Source organism: Nocardioides bruguierae (assembly GCF_023554635.1).
GTDB lineage: Bacteria > Actinomycetota > Actinomycetes > Propionibacteriales > Nocardioidaceae > Nocardioides > Nocardioides bruguierae.
Window position 1 is genome coordinate 119,654 of record NZ_JAMJPH010000024.1, and the last position, 26,239, is coordinate 145,892.

The 26,239-nt window shown below is 75.3% G+C and carries 20 protein-coding genes; 14 read left to right on the forward strand and 6 right to left on the reverse strand.

What is annotated here, in order from left to right:
* Positions 1–3 precede the first annotated feature (3 nt).
* The 7 genes from M8316_RS13450 (at position 4) to M8316_RS13480 (ending at position 8,639) form a co-directional block, all read left to right on the forward strand.
* Positions 4–2,916 carry a DEAD/DEAH box helicase family protein gene (locus M8316_RS13450; RefSeq protein ID WP_250055330.1) on the forward strand — a complete coding sequence of 971 codons (2,913 nt, stop codon included), beginning with the start codon at positions 4–6 and terminating at the stop codon, positions 2,914–2,916.
* A 41-nt stretch (positions 2,917–2,957) separates the two neighbouring features.
* Entirely contained in the window at positions 2,958–4,073 is a 1,116-nt protein-coding gene (locus tag M8316_RS13455) for a threonine aldolase family protein (protein WP_250055332.1), read from the forward strand.
* A gap of 547 nt (positions 4,074–4,620) precedes the next feature.
* On the forward strand, positions 4,621–5,271 hold the full coding sequence (locus M8316_RS13460) for a hypothetical protein (protein ID WP_250055335.1): 651 nt from the start codon (positions 4,621–4,623) through the stop codon (positions 5,269–5,271).
* Entirely contained in the window at positions 5,268–6,695 is a 1,428-nt protein-coding gene (locus M8316_RS20705; protein WP_250826288.1) for a ferredoxin reductase family protein, read from the forward strand. The genes M8316_RS13460 and M8316_RS20705 overlap by 4 nt, the downstream gene beginning before the upstream one ends.
* A 5-nt stretch (positions 6,696–6,700) precedes the next feature.
* A complete protein-coding gene (locus tag M8316_RS13470) occupies positions 6,701–7,255 on the forward strand; it encodes an FMN-binding protein (protein WP_250055428.1) in 555 nt (184 codons plus the stop codon).
* Positions 7,252–8,061, forward strand: a complete 810-nt coding sequence (locus M8316_RS13475) for an FAD:protein FMN transferase (RefSeq protein ID WP_308196019.1) — start codon at positions 7,252–7,254, stop codon at positions 8,059–8,061. The genes M8316_RS13470 and M8316_RS13475 overlap by 4 nt, the downstream gene beginning before the upstream one ends.
* Positions 8,062–8,237: 176 nt before the next feature.
* Positions 8,238–8,639, forward strand: coding sequence for a pyridoxamine 5'-phosphate oxidase family protein (locus M8316_RS13480; RefSeq protein ID WP_250055337.1), 402 nt, complete (start codon positions 8,238–8,240; stop codon positions 8,637–8,639).
* A gap of 118 nt (positions 8,640–8,757) precedes the next feature.
* Here M8316_RS13480 and ilvD read toward each other — a convergent pair whose 3' ends face one another.
* Positions 8,758–10,608 (reverse strand): dihydroxy-acid dehydratase, encoded by a 1,851-nt coding sequence (gene ilvD, locus M8316_RS13485; protein ID WP_250055339.1) that lies wholly within the window; start codon positions 10,606–10,608, stop codon positions 8,758–8,760.
* A 200-nt stretch (positions 10,609–10,808) separates the two neighbouring features.
* On the opposite strand from ilvD, the gene M8316_RS13490 reads away from it, so the two are divergent.
* Positions 10,809–11,078 carry a metal-sensitive transcriptional regulator gene (locus M8316_RS13490; RefSeq protein WP_250055341.1) on the forward strand — a complete coding sequence of 90 codons (270 nt, stop codon included), beginning with the start codon at positions 10,809–10,811 and terminating at the stop codon, positions 11,076–11,078.
* 90 nt (positions 11,079–11,168) lie between these two features.
* The gene (locus tag M8316_RS13495; protein WP_250055343.1) at positions 11,169–11,717 is read left to right on the forward strand and encodes a type 1 glutamine amidotransferase domain-containing protein; all 549 of its coding nucleotides are present in this window, start codon (positions 11,169–11,171) and stop codon (positions 11,715–11,717) included.
* Positions 11,718–11,777: 60 nt separating this feature from the next.
* Here M8316_RS13495 and M8316_RS13500 read toward each other — a convergent pair whose 3' ends face one another.
* From M8316_RS13500 to M8316_RS13515, 4 genes are all read right to left on the reverse strand, one after another.
* Positions 11,778–12,470: a DUF4396 domain-containing protein gene (locus M8316_RS13500; RefSeq protein WP_250055344.1), complete on the reverse strand. Its 693-nt coding sequence runs from the start codon at positions 12,468–12,470 to the stop codon at positions 11,778–11,780.
* Between the two features lies 1 nt (position 12,471).
* The gene (locus M8316_RS13505) at positions 12,472–13,440 is read right to left on the reverse strand and encodes an aldo/keto reductase (protein ID WP_250055345.1); all 969 of its coding nucleotides are present in this window, start codon (positions 13,438–13,440) and stop codon (positions 12,472–12,474) included.
* 80 nt (positions 13,441–13,520) lie between these two features.
* Positions 13,521–14,327 carry an SDR family NAD(P)-dependent oxidoreductase gene (locus tag M8316_RS13510; protein ID WP_250055346.1) on the reverse strand — a complete coding sequence of 269 codons (807 nt, stop codon included), beginning with the start codon at positions 14,325–14,327 and terminating at the stop codon, positions 13,521–13,523.
* 63 nt (positions 14,328–14,390) lie between these two features.
* Entirely contained in the window at positions 14,391–14,687 is a 297-nt protein-coding gene (locus tag M8316_RS13515; protein ID WP_250055347.1) for a hypothetical protein, read from the reverse strand.
* A 313-nt stretch (positions 14,688–15,000) separates the two neighbouring features.
* Here M8316_RS13515 and M8316_RS13520 point away from each other — a divergent pair, with 313 nt between their 5' ends.
* The 5 genes from M8316_RS13520 to M8316_RS13540 all read left to right on the forward strand — a co-directional run bounded on the left by M8316_RS13520 (position 15,001) and on the right by M8316_RS13540 (position 24,400).
* The gene (locus tag M8316_RS13520) at positions 15,001–16,620 is read left to right on the forward strand and encodes a DUF3375 domain-containing protein (RefSeq protein WP_250055348.1); all 1,620 of its coding nucleotides are present in this window, start codon (positions 15,001–15,003) and stop codon (positions 16,618–16,620) included.
* A complete protein-coding gene (locus tag M8316_RS13525; RefSeq protein WP_250055349.1) occupies positions 16,617–17,414 on the forward strand; it encodes a DUF4194 domain-containing protein in 798 nt (265 codons plus the stop codon). The genes M8316_RS13520 and M8316_RS13525 overlap by 4 nt, the downstream gene beginning before the upstream one ends.
* Positions 17,411–20,953, forward strand: a complete 3,543-nt coding sequence (locus M8316_RS13530; protein WP_250055350.1) for an ATP-binding protein — start codon at positions 17,411–17,413, stop codon at positions 20,951–20,953. Before M8316_RS13525 ends, M8316_RS13530 begins: the two co-directional genes overlap by 4 nt.
* Positions 20,954–21,206: 253 nt before the next feature.
* Positions 21,207–23,906 (forward strand): LuxR C-terminal-related transcriptional regulator, encoded by a 2,700-nt coding sequence (locus M8316_RS13535; protein WP_250055352.1) that lies wholly within the window; start codon positions 21,207–21,209, stop codon positions 23,904–23,906.
* Positions 23,907–24,019: 113 nt separating this feature from the next.
* Positions 24,020–24,400, forward strand: a complete 381-nt coding sequence (locus M8316_RS13540) for an SHOCT domain-containing protein (RefSeq protein WP_250055354.1) — start codon at positions 24,020–24,022, stop codon at positions 24,398–24,400.
* 184 nt (positions 24,401–24,584) lie between these two features.
* Here the strand turns inward: M8316_RS13540 and M8316_RS13545 are convergent, their stop codons facing one another.
* Positions 24,585–26,207 carry a SulP family inorganic anion transporter gene (locus M8316_RS13545; protein ID WP_250055355.1) on the reverse strand — a complete coding sequence of 541 codons (1,623 nt, stop codon included), beginning with the start codon at positions 26,205–26,207 and terminating at the stop codon, positions 24,585–24,587.
* Positions 26,208–26,239 lie beyond the last annotated feature (32 nt).

Consider the following 26,239-nt stretch of genomic DNA (forward strand, 5'->3'; position numbering starts at 1 on the left):
CCGGTGACCGCCGAGCCCGTCCCCGCGCCGATCCCGGTCCCACCGCCGCTGCGGCGCCACCAGCGGCTCGCGCTGGACGCGCTGGCGGTGCGCTGGGCGGCCGGGGCGACCCGGGCCTGGGTGGTGCTGCCGCCGGGCGCCGGCAAGACGCGCGTGGGGCTGGAGACGGCGCTGGCGGCCGTGGCGGAGGGGCACCGCGCCGTCGTCCTGGGGCCGAACACGGCGATCCAGGCGCAGTGGCTGGCCCAGGCGCGGGCGATGGGCCTGGACGCCTCCGACGACCGGGACCTGGGCGCTGCGCTGACGGCGCTGACGTACCAGTCGGTCGCGGTCTTCGACGCCGACGCGGAGCCCGTCGAGGGGGTGGACGAGCCCGAGCCCGAGAGCCGCGACGAGGCCCTGCTCGAGCGGCTGCACCCGCACGGCCGCGCGCTGGTCGAGGCGCTGCGCGAGGCGGGCCCGCTGCTGCTGGTCCTCGACGAGTGCCACCACCTGCTGGAGGTGTGGGGCCGGCTGCTCGCCGAGCTGCTGGCGCTGCTGCCCCGGGCGCGCGTGCTGGGGCTGACGGCGACGCCGCCGGAGACCTTGACCCGCGACCAGGCGGACCTCGTGGCCGACCTGTTCGGGGACATCGCCTACGCCACCTCGATCCCGGCCGTGGTGCGCGAGGGCGACCTGGCGCCGTTCGCCGAGCTCGTGCAGCTCGTGCAGCCCACCGCGGCGGAGCGGGACTGGCTGGCCGGGGACGCGCTGCGCTTCACCGAGCTGACCACCGCCCTGGTCGATCCCACGCTCGGCACGGTGCCGTTCCTGACGTGGCTCGACCGGCGCCTGGTCACGCGCGAGGACGCCGACGGACGTCCCGGCCCGGCGTGGCCGGCGCTGGCCCGCCGCGAGCCCGACCTCGCCCGTGCCGGGCTGCGCCTGCACCACGCCGGGCTGCTGGCGCTGCCCGAGGGCGCCCGGCCGGGGGAGGAGCACCGCCGCGAGCCGGCGGCCGAGGACTGGGTGGTGCTGCTCGACGACTGGGTGCGCGGCCACCTGCGCCGCAGCGACGCCGCGGAGGACGCCGCCCTGCTGGACCGCATCCGCGCCGCCCTGCCCGCGGTCGGCCACACCCTCACCCGGCACGGCGTGCGCCGCGGCCGCACCCCGGTGGACCGCGTCCTGGCCCGCTCGGAGGCCAAGACCACCGCCTGCGTCACCATCGCCCGGCACGAGAGGGCGAACCTCGGCGACGACGCCCGGGTGCTGGTGCTGTGCGACCACGAGCGCGCCAGCGCGACGCTGCCGGCCGACCTCGAGGGCGTGCTCGACCAGCAGTCCGGCTCGGCGTGGGCGGTGCTCGAGGCACTGCTGGCCGACCCGGCGACCGAGGACGTGCTGCTGGTCTCCGGGTCCGCGGTGGCCGGGGCCCCGGCGACGCTCACCGCGTTGGCGGAGCACGCGGCCGCGCAGGACCTCCGTCTGGCCGGCGCCCTCGAGGTCGTGCCGGCCGTGGCGGGCGGGGGCCGTGCCGCGAGCCTGGAGGGTCGCTGGAGCAGCCGCCGCTGGGTCCGGCACGTCACCACCTTCCTGGAGGCCGGCGGCACCCACGTCCTCGTCGGCACGCGCGGCCTGCTGGGGGAGGGCTGGGACGCCCGCTGCCTCACGACGCTGGTCGACCTCACCGCCGTCACGACCACGACGGCCGTGGTGCAGACGCGCGGCCGGGCGCTGCGCACCGACCCGCAGCGTCCCGAGAAGGTGGCGCTGACCTGGACGGTCGTCTGCGTCGACCCCGAGCACCCCCGCGGCGACGCGGACTGGCAGCGCCTCGTGCGCAAGCACACCGGCTTCTTCGGCGTCGACGCGGAGGGCGAGGTCGTGGACGGCGTCGCGCACCTCGACCCCGTCTTCAGCCCGTTCGCGCCGCCACCGGTCGCCGAGCACGAGGCCGTCAACGCGCGGATGCTCGTGGCCGCGGAGGGTCGGGCCGACGTCCGGGAGCGCTGGCGGGTCGGGGAGCCCTACGCCGACCGGGTCGGCAGGACGCTGCGCGTGCTGCCCGGCCGCACCGTCGTCCGGTCGGCGGAGCAGGACGACCTCGACCGCCACGGGCGGCCCCAGCCGGCCGCGGTGGCGGTGCGTGCGGGGCGGCTGGAGCCGAGGTCCGCGCGCGTGCAGGCCGAGGCCAGACGGGCCACGACGAGGTTCGGGCAGGCGCTCGGCGGCGGGCTGTCGGCCGGCACGGCCGCGACGGTGGGGCTCACCGCGGCCGCGTCGGCCGCCGGTGCTCCCAGTGGGCTCGCTCCCGTGATCGTGTCGCTGGCGGCGGCTGCAGGAGTCACGGGCGCCGGTGTCGGTCTCCGCACCCACCGCCGTCGGCGGGGTGCCGCGCTCCTCGGTGCCGTCGACGGCACCGCCTCCACCGTGCCCCGGGTGGCCGCCGCCGTGGCGGACGCCCTGGGGAGCACGGGGCTCGTGCCCGGTGCTTCGGCCGAGCGGGTGAGCGCCGACGTGGACCCGGACGGCACCTACCGGTGCGTGCTCGGCGGGGCCGACGAGGCCGGGAGCGAGGTGTTCACACGCGCGCTCGCCGACGCTCTCGGCCCGGTCTCCGGGCACCGCTACGCGCTGCGGCGCCACGTGCTCGCGCCGGGCTCGCCGGACGCGGACGAGGCGGTCGCGGAGCGCTCGGCCGGACGACGCGGGCACCCCGTCCCCACCGGGACGGTGTGGCACCCGGTGCCCACCGACCTCGGCGTCCGCGGAGAGCTCGCCCGGGCCTACGGGGACGCCCTCGAGCGCTGGGTCGGCTGCGAGCCGCCCGTCTTCCTCGCCCGCGCCGACCCGGCCGTGCACGGCGAGCTGGCCGCCCAGGGCGGCGCCGACCCGTTCGACGTGACCACCGTCGTCCGCCGCCGCTGGGAGTGACCCGGCCCAGGGAAGGTCGACCAGGGTGCTTGACTGCGGCCATGGACGAGAAGCCGCAGACCCCTGATCCCGTCGCCGAGGCCATGGCCGCGTGCGAGGTGGTCGGCGGTCGTCGCCGGGTCACCCCGGCGGAGCACCTCGCGGGGCTCGCGCGTGCCGCCGACGAGCTGGGCCTGGACGCGTGGGACTCCTGGGACACCTACGGCGCGAAGGGCGCCGTGCAGCGCGCGGAGGAGGAGGTCGCCGGGCTGCTGGGCACCGAGGGCGCCGTCCTGCTGCCCTCGGGGACGATGGGGCAGCAGGCCGCCCTGCGGACCTGGTGCGACCGGGCAGGCTCCCAGCGGGTCGCCATGCCCGACCTCTCCCACCTGCTCACGCACGAGGACGACGCCCTGCGGGTGCTGCACGGCGTCCGTGTGGAGCACCTGACCGTGGGCCGGCGCACGCCGACGGCCGCCGACCTGCGGGCGCTGCCGGACCCCGCGAGCCTGGGCGCGGTGCTGGTCGAGCTGCCGCTGCGCGACGCGGGCTGCACCCTGCCGTCCTGGGAGGACCTGGAGGGGCTCTCGGCGGCGGCGCGGGACCTCGGCGTCGCCCTGCACGCCGACGGCGCGCGGCTCTGGGAGAGCCAGCCGTTCTACGACCGGCCGCTGCCCGAGGTGGTGGGTCTCGTGGACTCCGTCTACGTCTCCTTCTACAAGGCCCTCGGCGCGACCTCCGGCGCCGCGGTCGCGGCCTCCGAGAACGTGGCGGAGGAGCTGCGGGTCTGGCGGCACCGGCTCGGCGGGACCCTCTACCGGCTGACCCCGGTCGCGCTCGAGGCCCTCGTGGGCCTGCGCGACCGGCTGCCCCTGGTGCCGCAGTGCGTCGCGTGGGCCCGCGCGGTCGGCGAGGAGCTGGAGGCACGGGGCCTGCGGGTCGCCCCACGACCGGTGCAGACCGCGGCCTTCCAGGTCTTCGCCCCTGCCGAGGACGTCGAGGTCGCCCGGGCCGGCTGGGCCCGGGTCGCGGCCCGGGAGCGGGTCGCGCTGTGCTGGCCCTGGGGCGCGGCGGACGTGCCTGGCTGGGTCGTCTCGGAGGTGACGGCGGGAGAGGCGCTGCTGGAGGTGGAGCCGGCGCGGGCCGCCGGGTGGCTCGCGGAGAGCGTGGGTCTCTGAGGCACGCCCCGACGGGCCGGCACGCCCCCGGGACGCGGACCGGCCCGACCCCGCGAGGCGGACGTGTCCTACCTCTCATCTCCGGCGCCGCGGCGGCGTAAACCAGGATCGGGCTCCGCTCCCGCGCGTCGCTGACCTGCGGTGACAGGAGCGACAGGGCACGATGCCGGAGGGGCTGACCTGCGTCGACGTGCCGTGGTGGTGCTCGCCGGGGCGGAGGCTGAAACCATCGTCCGGCCGTGAAACATGGCTGACATACGAGCCACCTAAGGTCGCACCGCTGTCCCACCCCTGCGGGGGTCGACGCGATCCTGTCCTCCTGCCCTGGCGCGCCCTGGGGAGTGGTGATCGGCGCTGTCGGACGGCGCCCTGCCCGGCCAGGTCACGAAGAGTGACCTGGCCGTGATCGTTTCGTGACCTTCGTGATCGTTCCGATATCTGGCGTGTGGGGCGGCACCGGGATCGCACAGGTCCGGCACAGGCCTCCTGGTCGCAGCGCTCAGGTGGGCGCACGACAGTGGGCGCGTCCCCGATCAAGGAGAGCGCCGTGACCAACCCTGCCGACCCCGACGAGACCCGCCCGCTGTCCAGCGGCTCCCGCTGGGAGCCTGCGGCCCCGGCCGGCGCCTCGCACGAGCCGGAGCAGCCGGCTGTGGAGCCCACCGTGGACGAGCCGGTCGCCGAGCAGGACCAGCCCGTGGCGGCTGCCCCCGCCACCGAGCAGCCCACCACCGTCCAGCCCGTCACCTGGGCCGGCCCCGTGACCGGCACCGCGGCGGGTGCGGCCGCCGGCGCTGCGGCGTCCGAGGCGTCGACCGAGGAGCACGCGTCCCGCTCGGCGGGCCTGCGCGGGCGCCTCGGTGCCGGCCGAGCACGCCTCGGGGCGGGGCGCGACCGCGTCCGCACGGGCTGGTCGAACCGTGGCCCCCGCACCCGTAGGGCGGCCCTGGCCGGCGGCGCAGCGGCGGTCGTCCTCGCCTCCGGTGGCGTCGGCTTCGCGATCGGTCACGAGACCGCCGAGGACTCCGGCGTCGTCCCGAGCAGCGACTGGGGCCAGCGCCCGACGGGTGAGCGTGGTGACCGCGGCGAGCCCGGCGAGCGGCCGGACTTCTCCGACGGCGAGGGCTACCCCGGCGGCGACGCCGGCGGCTCCTTCGGTGGCTCCGACGGCAGCACCGAGGACGGCTCGGACACGTGAGCCTCGCCCCCGCCCCCCAGCGACCAGTCGAGGAGACCCCTCGGCTGGTCGTCCCTCCCGGCAGCCGCGCCCGCCTCGACGAGGCGGTGCGGCTCGCCGGCGTGGCCGCCCTGTGGCTGAGCCTGCTGCTCGTCACCTACTGGTGGGTGGCGGGGGGCGGGGTCTCCGACCTGGCCGAGCCGACGCAGGCCCTGGTCTCGCTCGGCCGGGAGACCGGTCTCGTGGCCAGCGTCCTCCTGCTCGCCCAGGTCGTGCTCATGGCCCGCGTGCCGTGGCTCGAGCACGCCTACGGGCAGGACCGGCTGGCGCGCATCCACCGCGTCGTCGGGTTCACGTCCTTCACGCTGATGCTCGCCCACGTCGTCCTCATCACCTGGGGCTACGCGCTGGGCGACCTGCTGGCCACCCCGCTGATGCTGTGGGACCTCACGGTCGACTACCCAGGCATCCTGCTGGCCGACGCCGGCACGCTCGCGCTGGTCATGGTCGTGGTCACGAGCATGCGGTTCGCCCGTCGGCGCCTGCGCTACGAGTCGTGGCACCTGCTGCACCTCTACGCCTACCTCGGCGCGGGCCTCGCGCTGCCGCACCAGCTGTGGACCGGGCAGGAGCTGCTCGCGTCGACCGGTCGCCAGGTCTTCTTCTGGGGCTGGTGGATCGCCGGCGCCGCCGCCGTCCTGGTGTGGCGCCTCGGGCTGCCCGCCTACCGCACCCTGCGGCACCGGCTGGTGGTCACCTCGGTGGTCCGCGAGCCCGCAGGGGCGGGGGAGTGGCTGGTCTCGCTCTACCTGACCGGGCGCCGGATGGACCGGCTGCCCGTCGAGGCCGGCCAGTTCCTGAGCCTGCGTCTGCTCACCGGCCGCGGCTGGAGCCGCACCCACCCCTACTCCCTCTCGGCCGCCCCCGACGGCCGCAGCCTGCGCTTCACCGTGAAGGTCGAGGGGGACGGCGGCCGGGCGATCGCCTCTGCCCGCCCCGGGACCCGCGTCATGGTCGAGGGGCCCTACGGCCGGCTCACCGCTCGCCCGCGGACGAGGCGCAAGGTGCTGCTGATGGGTGCAGGCGTCGGCATCACGCCGCTGCGGGCGCTCGCCGAGGGGCTGTCGTACGCCCCCGGCGAGGCGATGCTCGTGCAGCGCTGCACCCAGGCACCGCTGTTCGCCGCCGAGCTGGACGTGCTCTCCCGCGAGCGCGGGCTCCAGGTGCTGACGCTCGCCGGGCGTCGCCGCGACGACGACTCCTGGCTGCCCGTCGGGGTCGGCGCGGTGGACGACGTCACCGCGCTGCTCTCGTGGGTGCCCGACCTGCTGGAGCGAGACCTGTACCTCTGCGGCCCCGACGCCTGGGTGGGCCGCGTCCGGGAGGTGGCCGAGCAGGCCGGCCTCCCGGCGTCCCAGATCCATCTCGAGACCTTCCGGTGGTGACCTCGATGCGCCGCATCGTCCTGACCCTGCTGTCCACGCTGACCGTGGTGGTGCTGCTCTTCGGCTACCGCACCTCCACCGCCGGCTCGCTGAGCGCGTCCTCCGACGCCGCGACCATCAGCGGTGGCACCTCCAGCACCGACCCGGGGGTCTCGTCGGACTCCTCCGGCGCCCCGCCCTCCGACGACTCCTCCGACGACTCCACCGACGACTCCACCGAACCGTCGGAGTCCACCGACACCGGCTCCGACACCGGCTCCGACACCGGCTCAGGCTCGTCCGTCTCCGGAACCTTCACCGGTGAGGCGACCATGACCCGCTACGGCTACGTGCAGGTCGAGATCACCGTGGAGAGCGGCGAGATCACCGAGGTGTCGGTGCCGCAGTACCCGGCCGGTGACCACCACGACGTCGAGATCAACAGCTACGCACTGCCCATCCTCATCCAGGAGACCGTCGACGCGCAGAGCGCCGACATCGACATGGTCTCCGGAGCCACCGTGACCTCCCAGGGCTACATCGGCTCCCTCCAGTCCGCGATCGACGAGGCCAACCTGTGACCACCACCCCCGCTCCCCAGCACTCCCACCAGCCCTTCGCCCAGCCCGCCCCGGCCGCCCCCGCCGGCCCGCCCACCTGGCGCGCCAACGAGCAGGTGATGGGCATGCCGATCTCACTGGCGCTGCGCGGCCGCGAGGCCGGCACCGAGGCCGGCCACCAGGCCTGGCGCGAGGCCGTCCACGAGCTGCGCTGGGCCGACCAGGTCTTCTCCACGTGGAAGGCGGACTCCTGGATCAGCAGGCTCGACCGACGCGAGGTCACCCTCGCGGAGTGCCCGGCCGAGGTCGCCGACGTGCTCGACCTCGGCGAGCGGGCGCGCGTCTCCACCGGGGGACGCTTCGACGTCCAGCGCTTCGGCCGGCTCGACCCGACCGGTGTCGTGAAGGGCTGGGCGGTGGAGCGGGCCGTGCGGCCCCTGCTCGAGCTCGCCGACACCGACCTGTGCCTGTCGGCCGGCGGGGACATGGTCTGCCGGGTCCGCGACCCCCAGCGCCCCGGCTGGCGCATCGGCATCGAGGACCCGGCGGACCCGAGCCGCGTGAAGGTCGTGCTCACGCTGCGCGACGGCGCCCTGGCCACGTCGGGGCTCTCCCGGCGCGGTGCCCACCTCGTCGACCCCCGCACCGGCGCGGTACCGGCCTCGCTCGGCTCCGTGACCGTGGTGGCCGAGAGCCTCACCTGGGCCGACATCGACGCCACGGCGGGCTTCGTCGCCGACGCCGCCGCTCCCGCCTGGCTCACCGAACGTGCCCGCCGGGGCGTCGTGATCTGGCGCGACGGCACCGTGGAGCCCTACGGCTGCTGACCCCACCGGCCCGACCAGCAGGGGCCGCGACCAGCAGGGTGGGGAGGGGCGAAGGTCCCGAGGCCGACCGTCCTGGGCCGGGTCCTCCGGCGACCTGCGACCCCGTGCCGCAGGACCCGTCGAGGAGCAGACTGGCCGTGGACGAGCAGACGCAGCGACCACGGAGGAGCAGGCGCATGGGCAAGCACGTGCTGGTGGAGATGGACGCCGAGGAGTGCTGGAGGCTGATCGAGGGCACACAGGTCGGACGCCTGGCCTGGAACGCCCCGGACGGCCCGACCGTGCTGCCGGTCAACATCGCCGTCGACGGCACCTCGATCACCTTCCGCACGGCCTCCACCTCCTCGCTGACCGCCCAGGTGGACGACAGCCCGGTGGCCCTCGAGGTCGACGCGATCGACGAGGGCTACCGGACGGGGTGGAGCGTGCTGGTGCGCGGCACGGCCAGCGCGTCCTTCGACGCCGGCGCCGTCACGTCCGCCGAGCCGTGGCTGGAGGGGGCGCGCCCCGTCACCGTGACGGTGCGTCCGCGCTCGATCACCGGACGGTTCCTCGGCGTCACCGACCAGCCCGGCTGAGCCGGACGACGCCCACCGGACGCTCCACGAACGGCGGACGCCCCACGAACGGCGGACGCCGGGCCGGCCTGGGCGTCAGGCCGACCCGGCGTCCGGGTGCTGCGGGCGGTGCTGTCGATCAGAGCGGCACGTTGCGGTACGCGCCGTCCGAGGCCGCGGTGGTCATCGACGCGTAGGCGCGCAGCGCGGCGGAGACGTAGCGCTCGCGGTTCTCCGGCGTGAACGGCCGGTCGCGCTTCTCCTGGGCGATGCGGCGCTCGTCGAGCACGTCGTCGTCGACAGCCAGGTTGATCGTCCGCTCGGGGATGTTGATCTCGATCGGGTCGCCGGTCTCCACCAGCGCGATGAGCCCGCCGCCGGCCGCCTCGGGCGAGACGTGCCCGATCGACAGGCCGCTGGTACCGCCGGAGAAGCGTCCGTCGGTGATCAGCGCGCACTTCTGGCCGAGGCCGCGGCCCTTGAGGAAGGACGTCGGGTACAGCATCTCCTGCATGCCCGGGCCGCCCTTGGGGCCCTCGTAGCGGATGACGACGACGTCGCCCTCGACGACCTCCTTGGCGAGGATGCCCGCCACGGCGTCGTCCTGGGACTCGTAGACGCGCGCGGTGCCGTGGAAGACGAGGCAGTTGTCGGGCACGCCGGCGGTCTTGACGACGCAGCCGTCCACGGCGAGGTTGCCGTGCAGGACGGCCAGGCCGCCGTCGGCGGAGTAGGCGTGCTCCATGTCGCGGATGCAGCCCTCGGCGGCGTCGGTGTCGAGGCTCGCCCAGACGTTCTCGGTGGAGAACGCCTCGGTGGTGCGGACCCCGCCCGGCGCGGCGTGGAAGAGCTTCTCGGCCTTCTCCGAGGCCTTGCCGCCGCGCACGTCCCACGCGTCCAGCCACGACTCGAGGTCGGGGGAGTGGACCGAGCGGACGTCGGTCTTGAGCACGCCGCCGCGGTTCAGCTCGCCCAGCAGCGCGGGGATGCCGCCGGCGCGGTGGACGTCCTCCATGTGGAACTTCGGGCTGTTGGGCGCCACCTTGGACAGGCACGGCACCCGGCGGGAGATCGCGTCGATGTCGGAGACGGTGAAGTCCAGCTCGGCCTCGCGGGCGGCGGCCAGCAGGTGCAGCACCGTGTTGGTCGAGCCGCCCATCGCCACGTCGAGGGCCACGGCGTTCTCGAACGCGGGGCGCGAGGCGATGGCGCGGGGCAGGACGCTCTCGTCGTCGTCCTCGTAGTAGCTCTTGGCCAGGTCGACCACGAGTCGGCCGGCCTCCAGGAACAGGTCGCGGCGGGCGGCGTGGGTGGCCAGCGTGGAGCCGTTGCCGGGCAGCGAGAGGCCGATGGCCTCGGTCAGGCAGTTCATCGAGTTGGCGGTGAACATGCCCGAGCAGGAGCCGCAGGTCGGGCAGGCCGACCGCTCGATGGTGTCCAGGGTCTTGTCGTCGACGGCGTCGTTCGCCGAGGCGACCATCGCGTCGACGAGGTCCAGCTTCTCGTGGACGACGCCCTCGATCGCGGTCGTCTTGCCGGCCTCCATGGGGCCGCCGGAGACGAAGACGGTCGGGATGTTCAGGCGCAGGGCCGCCAGCAGCATGCCGGGGGTGATCTTGTCGCAGTTGGAGATGCACACCAGGGCGTCGGCGCAGTGCGCCTGCACCATGTACTCGACCGCGTCGGCGATGAGTTCGCGGCTCGGCAGGCTGTAGAGCATGCCGCCGTGGCCCATCGCGATGCCGTCGTCCACGGCGATGGTGTTGAACTCCTTGGCGACGCCACCGGCCTCCTCGACCGCACCGGCGACGAGGGCGCCCATGTTGCGGAGGTGGACGTGCCCGGGCACGAACTCGGTGAACGAGTTGGCTACCGCGACGATCGGCTTGCCGAAGTCGCCGTCGGTCATGCCGGTCGCGCGCCAGAGGGCGCGGGCACCGGCCATGTTGCGGCCCATGGTGGACGTGGCGGAGCGCAGGGGACGTGCCATGAGACCCAGTCTCCGCCTCCGGTCAAGGTCTGGCCACCCGTGGTCGCATCGCGGACGTGCGGGGCGCCGCCGTGACACGCCTCGTGCGGCCCGGCGAGTGGTGTGCGCGGCTTGACGTGGTGGCGCACAATGGGACCTGATGGGGGGATGGGCATGACCTGCCCTGGCCCGAGGAAACGCCAGATCGAAGAGGAACCGCCATGCAGCTCGACCCGGTGGAGATCGTCCCGGTGCTGAACCGGGTCAAGCGAGCCCACGGTCACCTGGCCAAGGTCGTCTCCATGATGGAGGAGGGCCGCGACTGCGAGGACATCGTCACGCAGTACGCCGCGGTGCTGAAGGCGCTGGAGCGAGCGGGCTTCGCCCTGGTCGCCACGGGCATGCGCCAGTGCATGGCCGCCGAGGCCAACGGCGAGGAGCCGGAGATGGACGCGGCGAAGATGGAGAAGCTCTTCCTCTCGCTCACCTGAGGCCCCGGCCCGTCCGAGGAGCCCTCACCCGCGCGAGGACACCCGCGCGGACCTGCGGCGTGCCCCGACGTCGTGCCTAGCGTTGCGGTCATGACCACCCGTATCGCGTTCCTGACCGCCAACGAGGGCATCGAGTCCGTCGAGCTGACCGACCCGTGGAAGGCCGCCGCCGACGCCGGCCACGCCCCCGAGCTGCTGGCGCCCGAGGCCGGCACCGTCTCCTTGTTCGAGCACCTCGACCGATCGAGCGAGCAGACCGTCGACCGCACCGTCTCGCAGGCGTCCGTCGACGACTACGCGGCCCTCGTCCTGCCTGGCGGCGTCGCCAACCCCGACGCCCTGCGCCTCGACACCGCGGCAGTCGACTTCATCCGCGACTTCGTCGCCTCGGGCAAGCCCGTCGCCGCCATCTGCCACGCCCCCTGGACCCTCGTGGAGGCCGGCGTCCTGGAGGGTCGGACCCTCACGTCCTTCCCTAGCCTGGCCACCGACGTCCGCAACGCCGGCGGCACCTGGACCGACGAGAAGGTCGTCACCGACGGCAACCTCATCACCAGCCGCAACCCCGATGACCTGCCGGCGTTCATCAACGCCCTGCTCGAGGCCGTCGCGCACGGGGCCGGCAGCACGGGCGCCTGATCCCCGATCCTCGGACGCCCCCGGCACTCACGTGGTGCCGGGGGCGTCGTCGCGAGAGGCCTACATGGCCTCCTTGATCCCGCGCCGGATCAGCAGGACGTTGGCCGGCCAGGCGGTGGCGAAGCCGATGAGCATGGCGACCTGCATGCTCGCCCAGTAGACCGGGGAGTCGGGGCGCAGGTCCCAGCCCGGCACGAGCACGAAGTGGACGAGGGCCATCCAGGCGATCATCCCCACCTCGAACGCCGTCAGGCTGAGCACGTCCGCCTTGGCCGCGGCCACGAGGCCGTCCTTCACGCCCAACCCCTGCATGGGCGCGATGGCCCGGTACTGGAACCAGATGCCGGCGGCGAGCGCCAGGACGAAGCTGGCGATCCACTCGGCGAAGATCTCCTGCCCGGCGACGCTGAGGCCCAGGGCGAAGACGGCGACGATGGCCACCCCGTCACCCAGGGTGCACCCGGCGCCGCAGTGGCTCACCCCGGTCAGGACGCTCGCCCAGAAGGGTTTCTCCGGTGGGCCGTCGACGCCGTGCTCGTGCTGCCAGCGCATCGACGTCGGTCGGCCCCAGCGTGCGTAGGCGAGCACGGCGAGCGGACCGGCGTACAGGCCGGTGATCGGCCAGACCAGCTCCATGATCGCCATGTGCTGCCGATAGCCCCGCGCGACGTCGGCCGCGATCGCCGCCGCCGAGACGACACCGCCGGCCAGCAGGACCCAGGCGACGGCCTCGAGCCAGGTGGGGGCGCCCACCTCAGAAGCCGGTGGGGAGGCGCGGGGTGTAGTGCTCCTCGAGCAGGGCGACCTCGTCGTCGGTGAGGTCGATGTCCAGGGCGGCCGCGGCGTCGGCGAGGTGGTGGGGCTTGGTGGCGCCCACGATCGGGGCGTCCACGACGGGGTTGCGCAGCACCCAGGCGAGGGCGACCTGCGCCATCGGCACGCCGCGACCCTCGGCGACCTTCTCGACGGCACCGACGATGCGGGCGTCGTCCTCGGCGTAGAGGGTCTTGCCGAACGCGTCGCTCTCCGACCGGGAGGTCTGCTCGCCCCAGGGGCGGGTCAGGTGTCCGCGGGCCAGGGGTGACCAGGGGAGCGAGCCCATGCCGGTGTCGGCGAGGTAGCCGAACATCTCGCGCTCCTCCTCGCGCATGAGCAGGGAGTACTGGTCCTGCATGGTGACGAAGGGCGTCCAGCCGCCGAGCAGCGCGGCGGTCTGGAGCTTGGCGAGCTGCCACGTCCACATGGAGGAGGCGCCGAGGTAGCGGACCTTGCCGGCCTTCACGACGTCGTGGAGGGCCTCCATCGTCTCCTCGACCGGCGTGAGCGGGTCGAAGCGGTGGATCTGGTAGAGGTCGACGTAGTCGGTGCCCAGCCGGGTGAGCGAGGCGTCCACCTGCTCCATCACGGCCTTGCGGGAGAGGCCGGAGCCGCCGGGGCCCTCGTGCATCCTGCCGTGCAGCTTCGTGGCCAGGACGACGTCCTCGCGCCGCGAGTACTCGCGGATCGCGCGACCCACGAACTCCTCCGACGAGCCGGCCGAGTACACGTTCGCGGTGTCCCAGAAGGTGATGCCGAGCTCGACGGCCTGGCGGAAGTACTCGCCGGCCGCGACCTCGTCGAGCACCCACGGATGCCCGCCGCGCGAGCTGTCGCCGAAGCTCATGCAGCCGAGCGCCAGCCGGCTGATCCGCAGGCCGGTGCTGCCGAGGTGGGTGGTCTCCACGATGTCTCCTCACAGGTGACGAACGGTTGTCCTCGTCATCCTGCTACGCGGGAGAGGCGACCGTTCACCCGGCCGGAGGGTCACTTCAGCATCGAGCGCATGAGCCTCGCCACGAGACCGACCGCGGTGGCCGGTGCCACCCGACCGAGCAGGTCGACCAGCGCGGCGTCCTTGCCGATCGTCACGCGGGGCCGCTCGTGGGTGATCGCCCCGACGATCCTCGCCGCGGCCGCCTCGGGGGAGGTCAGGTAGCGCGCTGCGCGGCTGTCGGCCGCGTCCGCCGTCGGGCCGCTGGTGACCCCCGAGTTCGTGGTGATGTCGGTGGCCGTGCCGCCGGGGAGCACGACGGCCACGTGGAGGCCGGTGCCCTGGTGCTCGGCACGCACGCCCTCCGTGAACAGCCGCACGGCCGCCTTGCTCGCGCCGTACGCGGTCTGCCCGGGGAAGGGCACCAGCCCACCGAGGGAGGCCACGTTGACCAGGGCGGCGGCCGGCCGCGACTCCAGCACCGGCAGGAAGGCCTTGGTGGTGTTCACGGTGCCCCAGTAGTTCACGTCCATCACCCGTTCCATCGCCTCGAAGGAGAGATCGGCGACGGGGGTGAAGTCGTGCACGACACCGGCGACGTTGACCAGGGCGTCCGCGGGGCCGAGCGCGTCGGCCACCTGCTCCGGCAGGGCGAGGACGGCGGCGCGGTCGGTCACGTCCACGACGTGCGTGCTGAGCCGGTCACCGACCCCGAGGTCCGTCTCCAGCCGCGCGAGGCCGTCGGCGCCGCGGTCCACCGCGGCCACCCGTGCCCCGCCCTCCAGCAGCGCCTCGACGACGCGGCGGCCGATGCCGTCCGCACCGCCGGTCACCACGACGGTCGCTCCCACGATGTCCATGACGTTGCTCCTCACCGGTGCCGGACCGACGGCTCCTCGCAGGCGAGCGTGCCCCCTGCGGGCTCAGACCGGCTGCAGCTCTTCCACGGTGGGCGTGGCGGTGGGCGTGGCGGTGGGCGTGGCGGTGGGCGTGGCGGTGGGCAGCGCGGCCTCGTCCGCGGCGGCGACCGCGGCGGTCGCGTCGGCGGCGGTCGCGTCGGTGCGGGGCGTCTGGCTCGTGTACACGCGGGTCGCGACGGCGAGGTACGCGCCCATCAGCCCGAAGGTCCCCAGGGCGACGACCAGGAGGTAGACGGCCCACCAGGTCGAGGAGTGGGCGAGGACGTGGTCGTACATGCCGAGGGCGCCGGCGCTCTCCATGGTGTGCTCCTGCTCGTCGAGGGTGGTCCGTCGGCCGCCTCCTGGCGGCCGGCTCACTGCAGCCACCCTCGCGCCGGGTCGGCCCCTGCGGGGAGGGCCGGCGGGCCCCGCCGCGTCCGCCGCGAGTCCCGTCCGTGCAGGTCACGCGACCCTGGCCGATGGTCCAGGACCCCCACCCCGGTTCACGCGGGTCAGGTGACGGCCAGGCGGGTTTCGCCCGGGACGAGGGGTGCTGGGATGCTGGGCCGCTGATCGGCCGGGCGCAGGGCCCGGCGGCGGCTCGACAGGGCGGCCCGGCAGGGGAGGAGCGCGGATGAGCGACGTGGCGTCGGAGCTGGCACGGGTCCAGCACGCGTTCGCGCAGCCCACGCTGACGCTCCTGCACCAGCGGCAGGCCCCCGTCGTGATCACGCTCTTCCGTGAGGCGTTCGGACGCCAGAACCGGCCGGTCGAGACCGCGCGGCTGCACACGCAGGTCGAGGAGCACCTGGCCGCGGTCCGCACCGCCCTCGGCGACGACCTCGCCGCCGAGCTGCTGCCGCCGGGCTCGGGCCGAGAGCTGTGCCAGCGCTGGATGCGCGGCCGCTGGCTGGTGCGTGCCCTCGACGAGCGGGGCCGCGAGGTCTACACGCTCACCAGCCACGCCCAGCAGGCCCTCGAGCTGGTCACCACCCTGACCCGCGACCGGGCCACGCTCAGCGAGCACCGGATCGCCACCATCCTGTCGACCACGCGCCGATTCAACTCCGAGGCGAACCCCGACCGGGGCGCCCGCGTGGGGCTGCTCAACGAGGAGATCGCGCGGCTCACCGCCGAGCGCGACCGGCTCGTGGACGGCGGCGACCTGGCCGGCGCCGACGGCGACTACATGTCGGAGGGGTTCACCGAGCTCCTGAGCCTGGTCTCGGCGCTGCCGTCCGACTTCGCCCGGGTCGAGGAGCGCTTCGCCACGATCCGCACCGAGATCCTGGCCGCCTTCCGCGCCGAGGAGCGCCCCGCGGGCGAGGTGATCGACGACTACCTGACCCGGGCCGACGCCCTCATGACCGCCACCCACGAGGGGCGTGCGTTCGAGGGCGCCTTCGCGCTGCTGCGCGACGACCAGACCGTCTCCCAGCTGCGCGAGGACATCGCCGCGCTGCTCGAGCACCCGCTGGCCCACGGCATCCTCGGCGACGCCGAGCGCGCGGAGCTGCGCGGCACCGTCCGCCTCGTGCGCGACGGCCTCGACCGGGTGCTGGCCCAGCGCTCGCGGGTCACCGCGACGCTGAAGGAGTACATCGTCAGCCACGACGCCGAGCGCGACCGCGAGCTCGAGCAGACGCTGCGGCACCTCGAGGCCGAGCTGACGACCTGGATGGGCGCCACCGGCCCCCGGGCCACCCACGAGGTGCCGCTCCTGCCCTCCCGGGTCGGCGTCGAGCACCTGCGCGAGCGGTTCTTCGACCCCGCCGACGACGTGGCTCCCGAGCGCCTGGTCGCGCAGGACGCCGACACCGAGCCGGTGACCATGGCCGAGCTCGTCGCCCAGGGCGGCCCCCGCATCGCCGGCCTGCGCGAGCGCCTCGACGCCGTGATGAGCGGCCTGACCCCGGCCGGCACGCTCGGCGAGGTCTTCGCCGGCCTCGAGGAGGACCTGCGTCGTCCGGTGGAGATCTTCGGCCTGCTGCACCTGGCCGCCGAGCACGACTGGGAGCCCGAGCGGCCCCCGTCGCTGCCGCCGGGCGCAGGAAGCGACGGCGGCGTCGACGAGCCGCCGGTGCCGGTACCGGTGCAGGTCGAGCGCTACGCCGCCGTCCGGCCGGACGGGACGGCCCGCACCTTCGAGGTGCCGCTGCTGGACCTGCCCGACCCCGACCTGGGCCACCACCACGACGCACCCGACCAGCCCGACCAGCCCCACCAGCCCGGCCAGCCCGAGGAGGCCCGATGACCAGCACGGAGACCGACGTGGTCGGCGCGGAGGCCTGGGACGACGCCGAGCCGGAGGCCGAGCGGGACACGGCGTCGGTGTCGCTGTGGGAGGGCGACGAGGGCGGGCTGGAGTACGCCCAGCGGCACTGCCTGGTGGCGCTGCTGAAGAACCGCTTCGTCTCGGCGCGCACCCACGCCCGCGACTGGCCGGTGCTGGTGGAGAACGAGCAGGTCATCCGCGGTCGTCTGGCCGACCTCTTCCTGGAGCTGGCCATCGACCGCGACCGCGAGGTCGCCTGGAAGCGGCAGGCGGTCTCCGAGACCGGCAGCCGGTTCCCCACGCTGCTGCACGACGCCGCCTGGACGCGGGAGGAGACCCTCGTCCTCGTCCACCTGCGGGACCGGCTGCGCGCCGGCACCACCGGCGGCGAGGCCCGCGTGTACGTCGACCGCGAGGACCTGCTGCGCTACGTGGCGGGCTTCCGGCCCGCCCACGCCACCGACGTGGCCGGCGACGAGCGCCGTGCCCGCAACGCGGTGCTGGCCGTGGCCAAGGCCGGGCTCTTGATCCCCACCGGCTCGGACGAGCGGTTCGAGGTCAGCGAGGCCGTCGAGCCGTTGCTCCCGCTCGACCTGCTGCGTGACCTGCTCGACGCGCTGCGCGAGGCCAACGGCACCCAGCTCGAGACGCCGGAGGACGTCGACCTCTTCGAGGAGCCGGCCGCCGAGGAGCAGTCCGACGAGGTCCCGGCGGACGCCGGGGAGAGCCGGGAGACCGGCGAGACCACCCAGGACGGGGAGGAGCAGGCGTGACCCGCGAGACCATCGAGGAGCGCACGGCCGAGGAGTCGCTCGACGACACCGCGCCGGGCACGGCCCCCGCCGAGCCCGCGCTCAGCGAGCCCCTGGATGCCGGCGAGGGCGACCCGCCGCCCACCGACGGCCTCTTCGACTCCCAGGTGGTGCTGGCGCCCAGCGACGACACCGCCCAGTGGCGCGCCGAGGAGCTCCAGCTGGTCAACTGGGGCGGCTTCACCGGCCTGACCCGGGTGCCGCTGGGCGCGGCGGCGACGATGATCTCCGGCGCCTCCGGCGTCGGCAAGAGCACCATCCTCGACGCCTACACGGCGCTGATGATGCCCTCGGACACGAAGTTCAACGGGGCCTCCAACGACGCGGTCTCCGGCCGCGCCCGCGGCGTCGGCCAGCGCAACCTGCTCTCCTACCTGCGCGGCGCCGTCGACGTGGTCGACGACCCGCGCACCGGCAAGCCGGTCGAGCGGCTGCTGCGCGGCCAGGGCGTGGACACCTGGGGCGCGGTGGCGATGACGTTCCGCAACGACTCCGGCGGCCGCTTCACCGTGGCCCGCACCTACTACGTCGGTCGCCGCGCGACCCGCTCGGCCGACGTGTCCATGCAGCTGCTGACCCTCGAGGCGCCGCTCTCGCTGGCCACGCTCGAGCACGCGGTGGGCGACCGCTTCCACGCCAACAGCCTCAAGAAGCTCTACCCCGGCGTCCGGGTGCACCGCACCTACGCGGAGTTCTCCGCTGTCCTGCACGCCCGCCTCGGCATCGGCGCGAGCGGGGACGGCGCCAAGGCGCTGCGGCTGCTCGCCCGCATCCAGGCCGGCAACCAGGTGCGCAGCGTCGACGAGCTGTACAAGGACATGGTCCTGGAGCGGCCCGCGACCTACGCGGCCGCCGACCGGGCCGTCGCCCACTTCGACGACCTCGACGCCGCCTACGACGCGATGCGCACCGAGGAGGCCAAGCTCGAGCTGCTGGGCCCCATCACCGAGCTGGAGTCGCGCCGCAAGGCAGCCACCAGCCGCCGCGCCGACCTCGACGCCTACGGCGTCACCGCCACCGGCGACAGCCCGCTGCGGCTGTGGCTGCTGCGCACGCACGCCCGTCTGCTGGACGCCGGCGTGGCGGCCAACCGCGAGGCCCGCACCCGGGTCGCCGACGAGCTCGCCACGGCGGGCTCGGCCGAGGCCACGCTGGCCGCCGACCTCGAGGCCGCCAAGGAGGCCCACACCGGGGCAGGCGGCGGGACGCTGCAGCAGCTGGCCGGCGCGCTCGAGCAGGAGCAGGCCGTGCTCGCCACCCGCGAGACCCGGCGCGACGCCCTGGCCGAGCGGCTGCGCCCGCTGGCCACCGAGGCGCTGGAGACCGGCTCCGGGGAGGACCCCCTGGCCGCCCTGGACGACGCCGCGGCCTTCGCCCGGCTCCAGTCCGACGCCCGCGCCCGCCTCGCCGGCGCCGAGCAGGAGTCCGAGGCGCTGCGCGTCGAGCGCGACGCCGTCCGCGACCGCCGCTACCCCCTCCAGGCGCGGCAGTCCGAGCTGCGCGCCGAGCGTGCCTCGCTGGAGGTGCGCGGCGGACGCGTGCCCGCCCGCATGCACGAGATGCGTGACGAGGTGGCGGCCGCCTGCGGGCTCGACCCGAGCGACCTGCCCTACGTCGCGGAGCTGCTCGACGTCGCCCCCGAGCACAGCCGCTGGCGCACCGCCGTGGAGACGGTGCTCGGCGGCACGGCCCGGATGATGCTCGTCCCGCTGGAGCGGCTCTCGGACTTCTCCCGCGCCATCGACGGGCTGCACCTGCGCGGCCGCCTGGTCTTCGAGGGCGCCGAGCTCGACCTGCCCGTGCCGGGCGAGGCCGACCCCGACCGCGTGGCCGGCAAGGTCGTGCTCGCCGACACCCCGTTCGCGGGCTGGGTGGCACGGCACGTGCGCGAGCCGAGCCGCAACGCCCTGTGCGTCGAGCAGGCCTCCGGCCTCGCCGGCTCCGGCCTGCGGGTGACGCTGGCGGGGCAGACCCGCAGCGGTCGCCGCGGCACCCACGGGCGCAGCGACCCGCGCCCGATCATCGGCTTCTCCAACGGTGACGCCCTCGGTGACCTCGACGCCGAGCTGACCTCGCTGGAGGCGCAGCTGCGCGACGTCGACGCCGACGTCGAGCTCATCGACCGCCGGGCCGCCCGCACCGAGCAGCGCCGGGCCGCGTCCGACGCCCTCGTGGCCGCCCGCTTCGACGACCTGGACGTGGCGTCGTCGGCGCGTCGCATCGCCGAGCTGGAGCAGCGCCGCGCCGACATCCTCGGCTCCGACGACGACCTCCAGGTGCGCCAGGCGCAGGTGGGGGAGCTCGAGCAGCGGCTCGACGAGGCCCGCCAGCACCGCTTCGCCCTCGAGCAGCGCCGCCGGGCGCTGGCCGAGGAGCACGCCGAGCTGGTCGACGCGCAGGACCTGGTGGCCGACCGGCTGGAGGCGACCGAGCGCTCGGGTCGCATCGTGCTCACGGGGGAGCAGGACGCGGCGCTGCGCGAGGAGATGACCGCGGCGGTGGCCCCGGCCGACCCCGACGACCTCGCGCGCTTCACCGAGAACAGCCAGCGCCTGGCCGCCCGGCTGCGCGACGCCGTGGCCGAGGCGGAGACGGAGATGTCGCGGGCCGAGGACGAGCTCGCGGCGGTGTTCCGCCTCTACCAGGCCCGCTGGCCCAGCCCGAACCTCGGCTCCGGCGCCGCCTCGTACGCCGACTACGCCCGCATCCTCGAGCAGGTGCGTGGCACCGGTCTCGCCGAGCGCCGCGCCGAGTGGCGTCGTCGCCTCACCGAGTGGTCCGGCCAGGACCTCGTGCCGCTCCTGGGGGCCATGAGCTCCTCGGTCGAGGACATCGAGGACCGGCTCGAGCCGATCAACACGATCCTGCGGCGGCTGGAGTTCGGCGGCGCGGGCGACCGCCTGCGCATCCGCCTGCGCCGGCTATCCCCGGCCCACGTGGGGGCCTTCCTCAAGGACCTGCGGGCCCTGGCCGCCGGAGACCCCGGCCAGCTGGACGAGGCGGGCCTGGAGAAGCGGTTCACCGACCTCGCGCGGTTCATGACCCAGCTGCGGCCCTCCGCGGTGCCGGGGGAGACCAGCGACCGCGACCGGCTGCTCGACGTGCGTCGGCACGTGGAGATCTCCGCGGAGCGGTTCGACGCGGCCACCGGCGAGCTGCGCGCGACGTACCGGACGCTGGGGGAGAAGTCCGGCGGCGAGAGCCAGGAGCTGGTGGCGTTCATCGTCGGCTCGGCCCTGCGCTTCCGGCTGGGCGACGAGCTGCGCTCGCGGCCCCGCTTCGCCCCGGTGTTCCTCGACGAGGGCTTCGTGAAGGCCGACTCGGAGTTCGCCGGCCGCGCCGTGCGGGCCTGGAAGGGTCTCGGCTTCCAGCTCGTCATCGGCGTCCCGCTGGACAAGGTGACGGGCCTGGAGCCGCACATGGACGAGCTGCTGGCGATCACCAAGAACCCCACCACGCACCGCTCCTGGATCACCCCGGTCTCGCCCGGCACGGACTGAGGCGGACCGGAGCCCGGCCGGCCGCGGCCGAGAGCAGGAAGCCTCGGTCCAGCGGCAGGCCCAGGGGCAGGGTCCAGCGGCAGGGCCCAGCGGCAGGGCCCAGCGGCAGGGCCCAGCGGCAGGGTCTTCCCGCGGACCGCCGGTGGCTGAAATGGGGGCCGGGGTATGCGCCCGCGTCCTTTACCTTCCTGCCCAGGAGGGGTCCGTGGTGCCATCGCCCCCGCGGTGCACCGGCCCCGGAACGGGGGCCTGCATGACGTCGGTGGCGGAGCGGACGGTGACCGGGGCCGTCGACCTGGGCTGGACGGTGCCGCGCCCGCGGCTGGAGGCGCGCGTCGACGTGCTGCTGGCCGGTGGGGCGTCCTGGGCCACCCGGTGCCGCGCGCTGCACGTCACCGCGCCCCAGGGCAGCGGCAAGTCGGTGCTGGCCCGCGCGTGGGCCGCCCGCGCCCGTCGCGCCGGGTGGAGCGTCGCGCTGCTCGACCTGGGTGCCGCCCAGGGGGAGACCTCGCTGCTGGCCAGACGGCTCCTCGTCGCGGTCGCCGAGGCCGGGCCCGCCTACCGGGCCGCCGTCACCGACCTCGGCCTGCCCACCGGCGAGGACGACACCGCCTGGGTGGTGGGGCTCGTCGGGGCCCTGGAGCGGGCGCACGCCGTGACCATCGGCAGCGTCACCGGTACCGATCTGGGCGAGGCCGACGGCGCGGAGGACCCCCTCACCGCCCCCGGGCTGCTCCTCGTCCTCGACGGCCTGCACCGGCTGGCCTGCGACGGGGCGACCCGGCAGGTCGACCTCCTGCTGCGACTGGCACCCCGCTCGGTGCGCTTCGTGCTGCTGGGCCGCCGCCCGGCCGACCTGCCCGCGGTGCTCGACCTGGCGGTCGCCGGTCGGTTGCAGCAGCTCTCGGCGCACGACCTGGCGTTCACGCCCGAGGAGCTCGCGGCCGTCTGCCCGACGCTGGGGCCCGAGCAGGTCGACGAGGTCCTCGCGGAGACCCAGGGCTGGCCGGTGCTCGCGCGCACCGAGGCGGCCGCCCGCAGCCTGCCGGAGCCGACGGGCGACGCCTGGCGGCTGCTCGGGCGCGACGTGGTGACCGCGTCGCTGGCGGACTGGCTCGGGCCCGAGCCGCTGGCGGAGCCGGTGCGCGACGTCCTGCGCGCCGCGGCCGTGGACGAGGAGGTGCCGCTCGCGCTGCTCGTCGCGGTCTCGGGCCGGGCCGACGCCGGCGCGCTGCTCGACCGGCTGAGCGCGCACTGCTGCCTGGTCTCCCGTGGCGTGGGCTCGATGCCGCGGTACCGCCTGCACGCCGCGGTCCGGTCGCACGTGGAGGCCGAGCACGCCTGCGCCGACCTCGCGGACCTGCGCCGTCGGCACGCGGTCGCGGCCCGGTGGTTCGCCGACGGCCCCGACGGCGCGGACGGTGTCGCGGGCCCCGCCGACCCCGGTGCCGGCCTCGCGGCGCTGCGGCACGCGGTCCGCTCCGGCGAGCACGACCTGGTGGGCGAGGTGCTGCGGGAGATCGGCCCGCGGCTGGTCAACGAGGGGCGCTCCGAGGACCTGCTGACCGTGCTGCCGGCGGAGACGCCGGGGCCGCTGGCCCACTGCGTGCGGGCGCGTGCCCTGCTCGAGGAGGGGCACGCCGCCGAGGCCCGGGTGCTGCTCGACGGCCTCGACCTCGCGGACGTCGGTGACGACCACGACCTCGCGGTGCTCACCGAGGCGCTGCGCACCGACCTCGAGCGCGTCGTCGGCGTCCGCGTGAGCGCGCCGGCGGTGGCGCCGCTGGGCTCGCGACCCGACGTCCGGCTCCAGCACGACCTGGCCCGCGTCAACGCGCTGCTGCGCGCCGGGCGGCTCGACGAGGCGGAGCGGGCGCTGGTGGGCGTGCGCCGTCAGGCCCTGGGCCTCGACCGGGCCGGGGCCCGGGTGGCGGCCGAGGAGACCATCGCGCTGCTGGCCGCGGCCCGCTCGGATGCGCGGGGCGCCGCCGCGGCGGCGCGGGAGGGGCTGACCGTGGCGTCCCGGCACGGCTGGTCCCGGCACCGGCGCACCGCCCACCTGCACCTGCTGGCCGGGTGGGCCGCCCGTTCGCGCCTCGACGAGGACGCGGCGCGGGTGCACGCCGGGCTGGCCGTGGAGATGCTGGACGACGGGCACGACGCCACCGTGCGGCTCTGCGTCGCGGCGCTGGCGGCCGTCACGGGCCTGGACGGCGACGCCGGGGGGCCCGTGGACGCCGAGCGGCTGCACCGCGTGTGGGAGTCGCTGCTCGACGAGGTGGTCGCCCCCGAGGCGGTGGTCTACGTCGCCATGGCGTCGGTCTACGTCTCGCTGGCCACCAACCGCCCCGAGCGCGTCCGCGAGGCGATCGGGGTGCTGCGCGACCGCCTCGGCGACGTGGGGGAGGTGGACGTCGCGGTGGCGGCCGCCGACCTGCTGCGCGGCCAGCGTCGCCGCGCCCACGCGGCGCTGGGCCCGGTGGCCGGCGGCACCCGGGCGTGCGCGGTGCCCGGCACCCAGGTCGAGGCCGCCGCGCTGCTGGTCCGGCTGGAGCTCGAGGACGACAACCACGCCCGAGCCCGGGAACGCTGCCGGGCGCTGCTCGAGGTCGCCGACCGCCTCGGCCTGCCGCGTCCGCTGCTCGACCTCGGGGGCCCGCTGCTCCTGGGGCTGCTCCGCGAGGGCCGTGGCGGCTGGGGTGCCCGCGAGGGCTTCGTCGGGAGCCTGCTCGCCCGCTCCGGCCCGCTGGTGGGGCCGGTGGTGCCCCTCACCGAGCGCGAGCTGGACGTCCTGCGCGAGCTGCCCACCCTCGCCACCGTGGAGGAGATGGCCGACGCGCTGGTGGTCTCGGTCAACACCGTGAAGACCCACCTGCGCGGCGTCTACCGCAAGCTGGGGGTGTCCTCGCGGCGCGACGCGGTGCAGGAGGCGCGTCGGGCCGGTCTGCTCTGAGCGCGCGGGCACACGGTTCACCCGCGGCGGGTGAGTCCACCCGCGGGCGCCGCTCACGAAGGTGAGTCGTGTCGGACGAGCCACCGTGGCCACCGACAGGAGGAGTAGAGACCATGTCGTTCCTGGACGTCCTCTGGGCCATGTTCATCGCATTCGGCCTCGTCGCCTACCTGATGGTGATGTTCTCGATCATCACCGACCTGTTCCGTGACCGGCAGACCAAGGGCTGGGTGAAGGCGGTGTGGGTCGTCTGCCTGATCCTGTTCCCGCTGATCACCTCGCTGGTCTACCTCATCTCCCGCGGATCGGGGATGGCGGAGCGCACCGTCACCGCCTCCCGCGCGGCCCAGGAGGAGGCCGAGACCTACATCCGCAGCGTCGCGGGCACGGGCGGCGCGGCCGACGAGATCGCGCAGGCCCACCGCCTGCTGGAGTCGGGCGCCATCGACCAGTCGGAGTTCGACGCGCTCAAGGCGCGCGTGCTGGCAGCCTGACCGCGCCGCCGACGGGCACACCACCGACCGGCACACCACCGACCGGCACACCACCGACCGGCCCGGGGACCGACCCCCTCCGTCCCCCTTCGGATACCGATCCCCGGGCCACCTGCCACACCGCCCCCGGAGCCGAGCAACGACACTCGCGCCCGGGGGCGGTGTCGTGTCCCGTCCGGCGGGGTCAGCGCAGGGCAGCGTCGGGGTCCGGGTAGCGGCCGAGCAGGCCGTGACCGTGCCCGGCGCCCAGCGCCGTGTCGCGGACCTGCCCGAGGTCGCCGGCGATCCGCAGACCGACACCGGTCCGCGTCAGGTCCTCCGCCAGTCGGTCGAGCATGGCGGCGGCGGTGACGTCGATCGTGGCCACGGACCGGGCGTCGAGCACCACGAGGGGTGGGTCTCCTCGCTGCTCGCTCAGCGCGCGCACGCCGTCCCGCACGTGCGCGGCGTTGGCGAAGGAGAGGGGGCCCTCCACCCGGAGCACCAGGGCTCCGACCGGCTCCTCGAGCGAGGGGTGGCGTCCCGCGTCCGCCCAGGTGCCGCCCGGCAGACGTACGAGGGGGACCAGATGAGGGCGGGAGGCGCGGGAGAGGAGCAGGACGAGCGAGACCCCGACCCCGACGAGCAGCCCCGGGAGGGTGTCCAGCAGCAGCACGCCCACCAGCGCGGCGGCGGCACCCGCGAAGTCGGCACGTGCTGCGGTGGCCGTGCTGGCTGCGCCGGCGGCCCACAGCCGCCTGAGAGCAGCGACGTCGACGAGGTCGACGACGGCGGTGATCACCACCGCGGCGAGCACCGCCTCCGGCAGAGGCTCGAACAGCGGGGTCAGCGCCAGCAGCGTGACGATGGTCAGCACGGCCGCGGTCACGCCGGAGCGCTGGCTCCGGGCTCCCGCCGCAGCGTTCACCGCCGTCTTGGACAGGCTGCCGTTGACGACCATGCCGCCCAGCAGCCCCGCACCGAGGTTGGCGCCGCCCAGCGCGGTCAGCTCCCGGTCGGGGTCGACCCGGTAGCCGTCCCTGGCGGCGTAGGTCGAGCCCGCGGCCAGACCCTCGACGAAGCCGACGAGCAGGACGCCGGCGGCGGGGCCGAGCAGGTCCAGGTAGTCGCGGGGGTCCGTGCTCGGCAGCGCCGGCCCGGGCAGTCCTGGCTCGATCGCCCCGACCACGGCCACGCCGTGGTCCTCCAGCGCGAGCAGCAGGGCGGCGGCGACGCCCAGCACCACCACGACCAGCGAGCTCGGGACCCGCGGCGCCGTGCGGCGCAGCACCAGGACCACCGCGAGGGCGCTGAGCCCCACCACCGCGGTGGCGGCGTCCAGGTCACCGAGCGAGCGTGCCAGGCCGGCGACGCGGGCGAGGAACCCACCGTCCGCCTTCTCCACGCCCACCAGGGCCGGCACCTGGCCGACGAGGATGGTCAGCGCGAGGCCGACGACGAACCCCTTGAGCACGGGCTCGGAGATGAACGCCGCCAGGAAGCCCAGCCGGCACGCCCCCGCCACGAAGCCCAGGGCGCCCGTCACGAGCGCCAGCGTGAGGGCCACCGCGAGGGTGCCGGCCGCGGTGCCGTCGCCGTGCGTCAGCGCGATGCCGGCGCTGAGCGCGGCGGTGGCGGACATGGGGCCCACGACCAGGTGCCGGGACGTGCCCAGCAGGGCGTAGACCAGCAGCGCCGGGACGGCCGCGTAGAGGCCCACCACCGGGGGGAGGCCGGCGATCGTGGCGTAGGCCAGCGACTCGGGCACGAGCACCGCCCACACCGTCAGGCCGGCCAGTAGGTCGGGGCGCCAGGCACCGCCCGCCATGCCGGGCGCACGGAGGCGCCGAGTCGGTGTGC

Coding starts and splice junctions, on each gene's coding strand:
- M8316_RS13510 (WP_250055346.1), bottom strand. CDS start 14,327: ATGGACATCGTGGGAGCGACCGTCGTGGTGACCGGCGGTGCGGACGGC.
- M8316_RS13540 (WP_250055354.1), top strand. CDS start 24,020: ATGTCGTTCCTGGACGTCCTCTGGGCCATGTTCATCGCATTCGGCCTC.
- M8316_RS13480 (WP_250055337.1), top strand. CDS start 8,238: ATGGGCAAGCACGTGCTGGTGGAGATGGACGCCGAGGAGTGCTGGAGG.
- M8316_RS13525 (WP_250055349.1), top strand. CDS start 16,617: ATGACCAGCACGGAGACCGACGTGGTCGGCGCGGAGGCCTGGGACGAC.
- M8316_RS13515 (WP_250055347.1), bottom strand. CDS start 14,687: ATGGAGAGCGCCGGCGCCCTCGGCATGTACGACCACGTCCTCGCCCAC.
- M8316_RS13545 (WP_250055355.1), bottom strand. CDS start 26,207: ATGGCGGGCGGTGCCTGGCGCCCCGACCTACTGGCCGGCCTGACGGTG.
- M8316_RS13520 (WP_250055348.1), top strand. CDS start 15,001: ATGAGCGACGTGGCGTCGGAGCTGGCACGGGTCCAGCACGCGTTCGCG.
- M8316_RS13535 (WP_250055352.1), top strand. CDS start 21,207: ATGACGTCGGTGGCGGAGCGGACGGTGACCGGGGCCGTCGACCTGGGC.
- M8316_RS13455 (WP_250055332.1), top strand. CDS start 2,958: ATGGACGAGAAGCCGCAGACCCCTGATCCCGTCGCCGAGGCCATGGCC.
- M8316_RS13495 (WP_250055343.1), top strand. CDS start 11,169: ATGACCACCCGTATCGCGTTCCTGACCGCCAACGAGGGCATCGAGTCC.
- M8316_RS13470 (WP_250055428.1), top strand. CDS start 6,701: ATGCGCCGCATCGTCCTGACCCTGCTGTCCACGCTGACCGTGGTGGTG.
- M8316_RS13490 (WP_250055341.1), top strand. CDS start 10,809: ATGCAGCTCGACCCGGTGGAGATCGTCCCGGTGCTGAACCGGGTCAAG.
- ilvD (WP_250055339.1), bottom strand. CDS start 10,608: ATGGCACGTCCCCTGCGCTCCGCCACGTCCACCATGGGCCGCAACATG.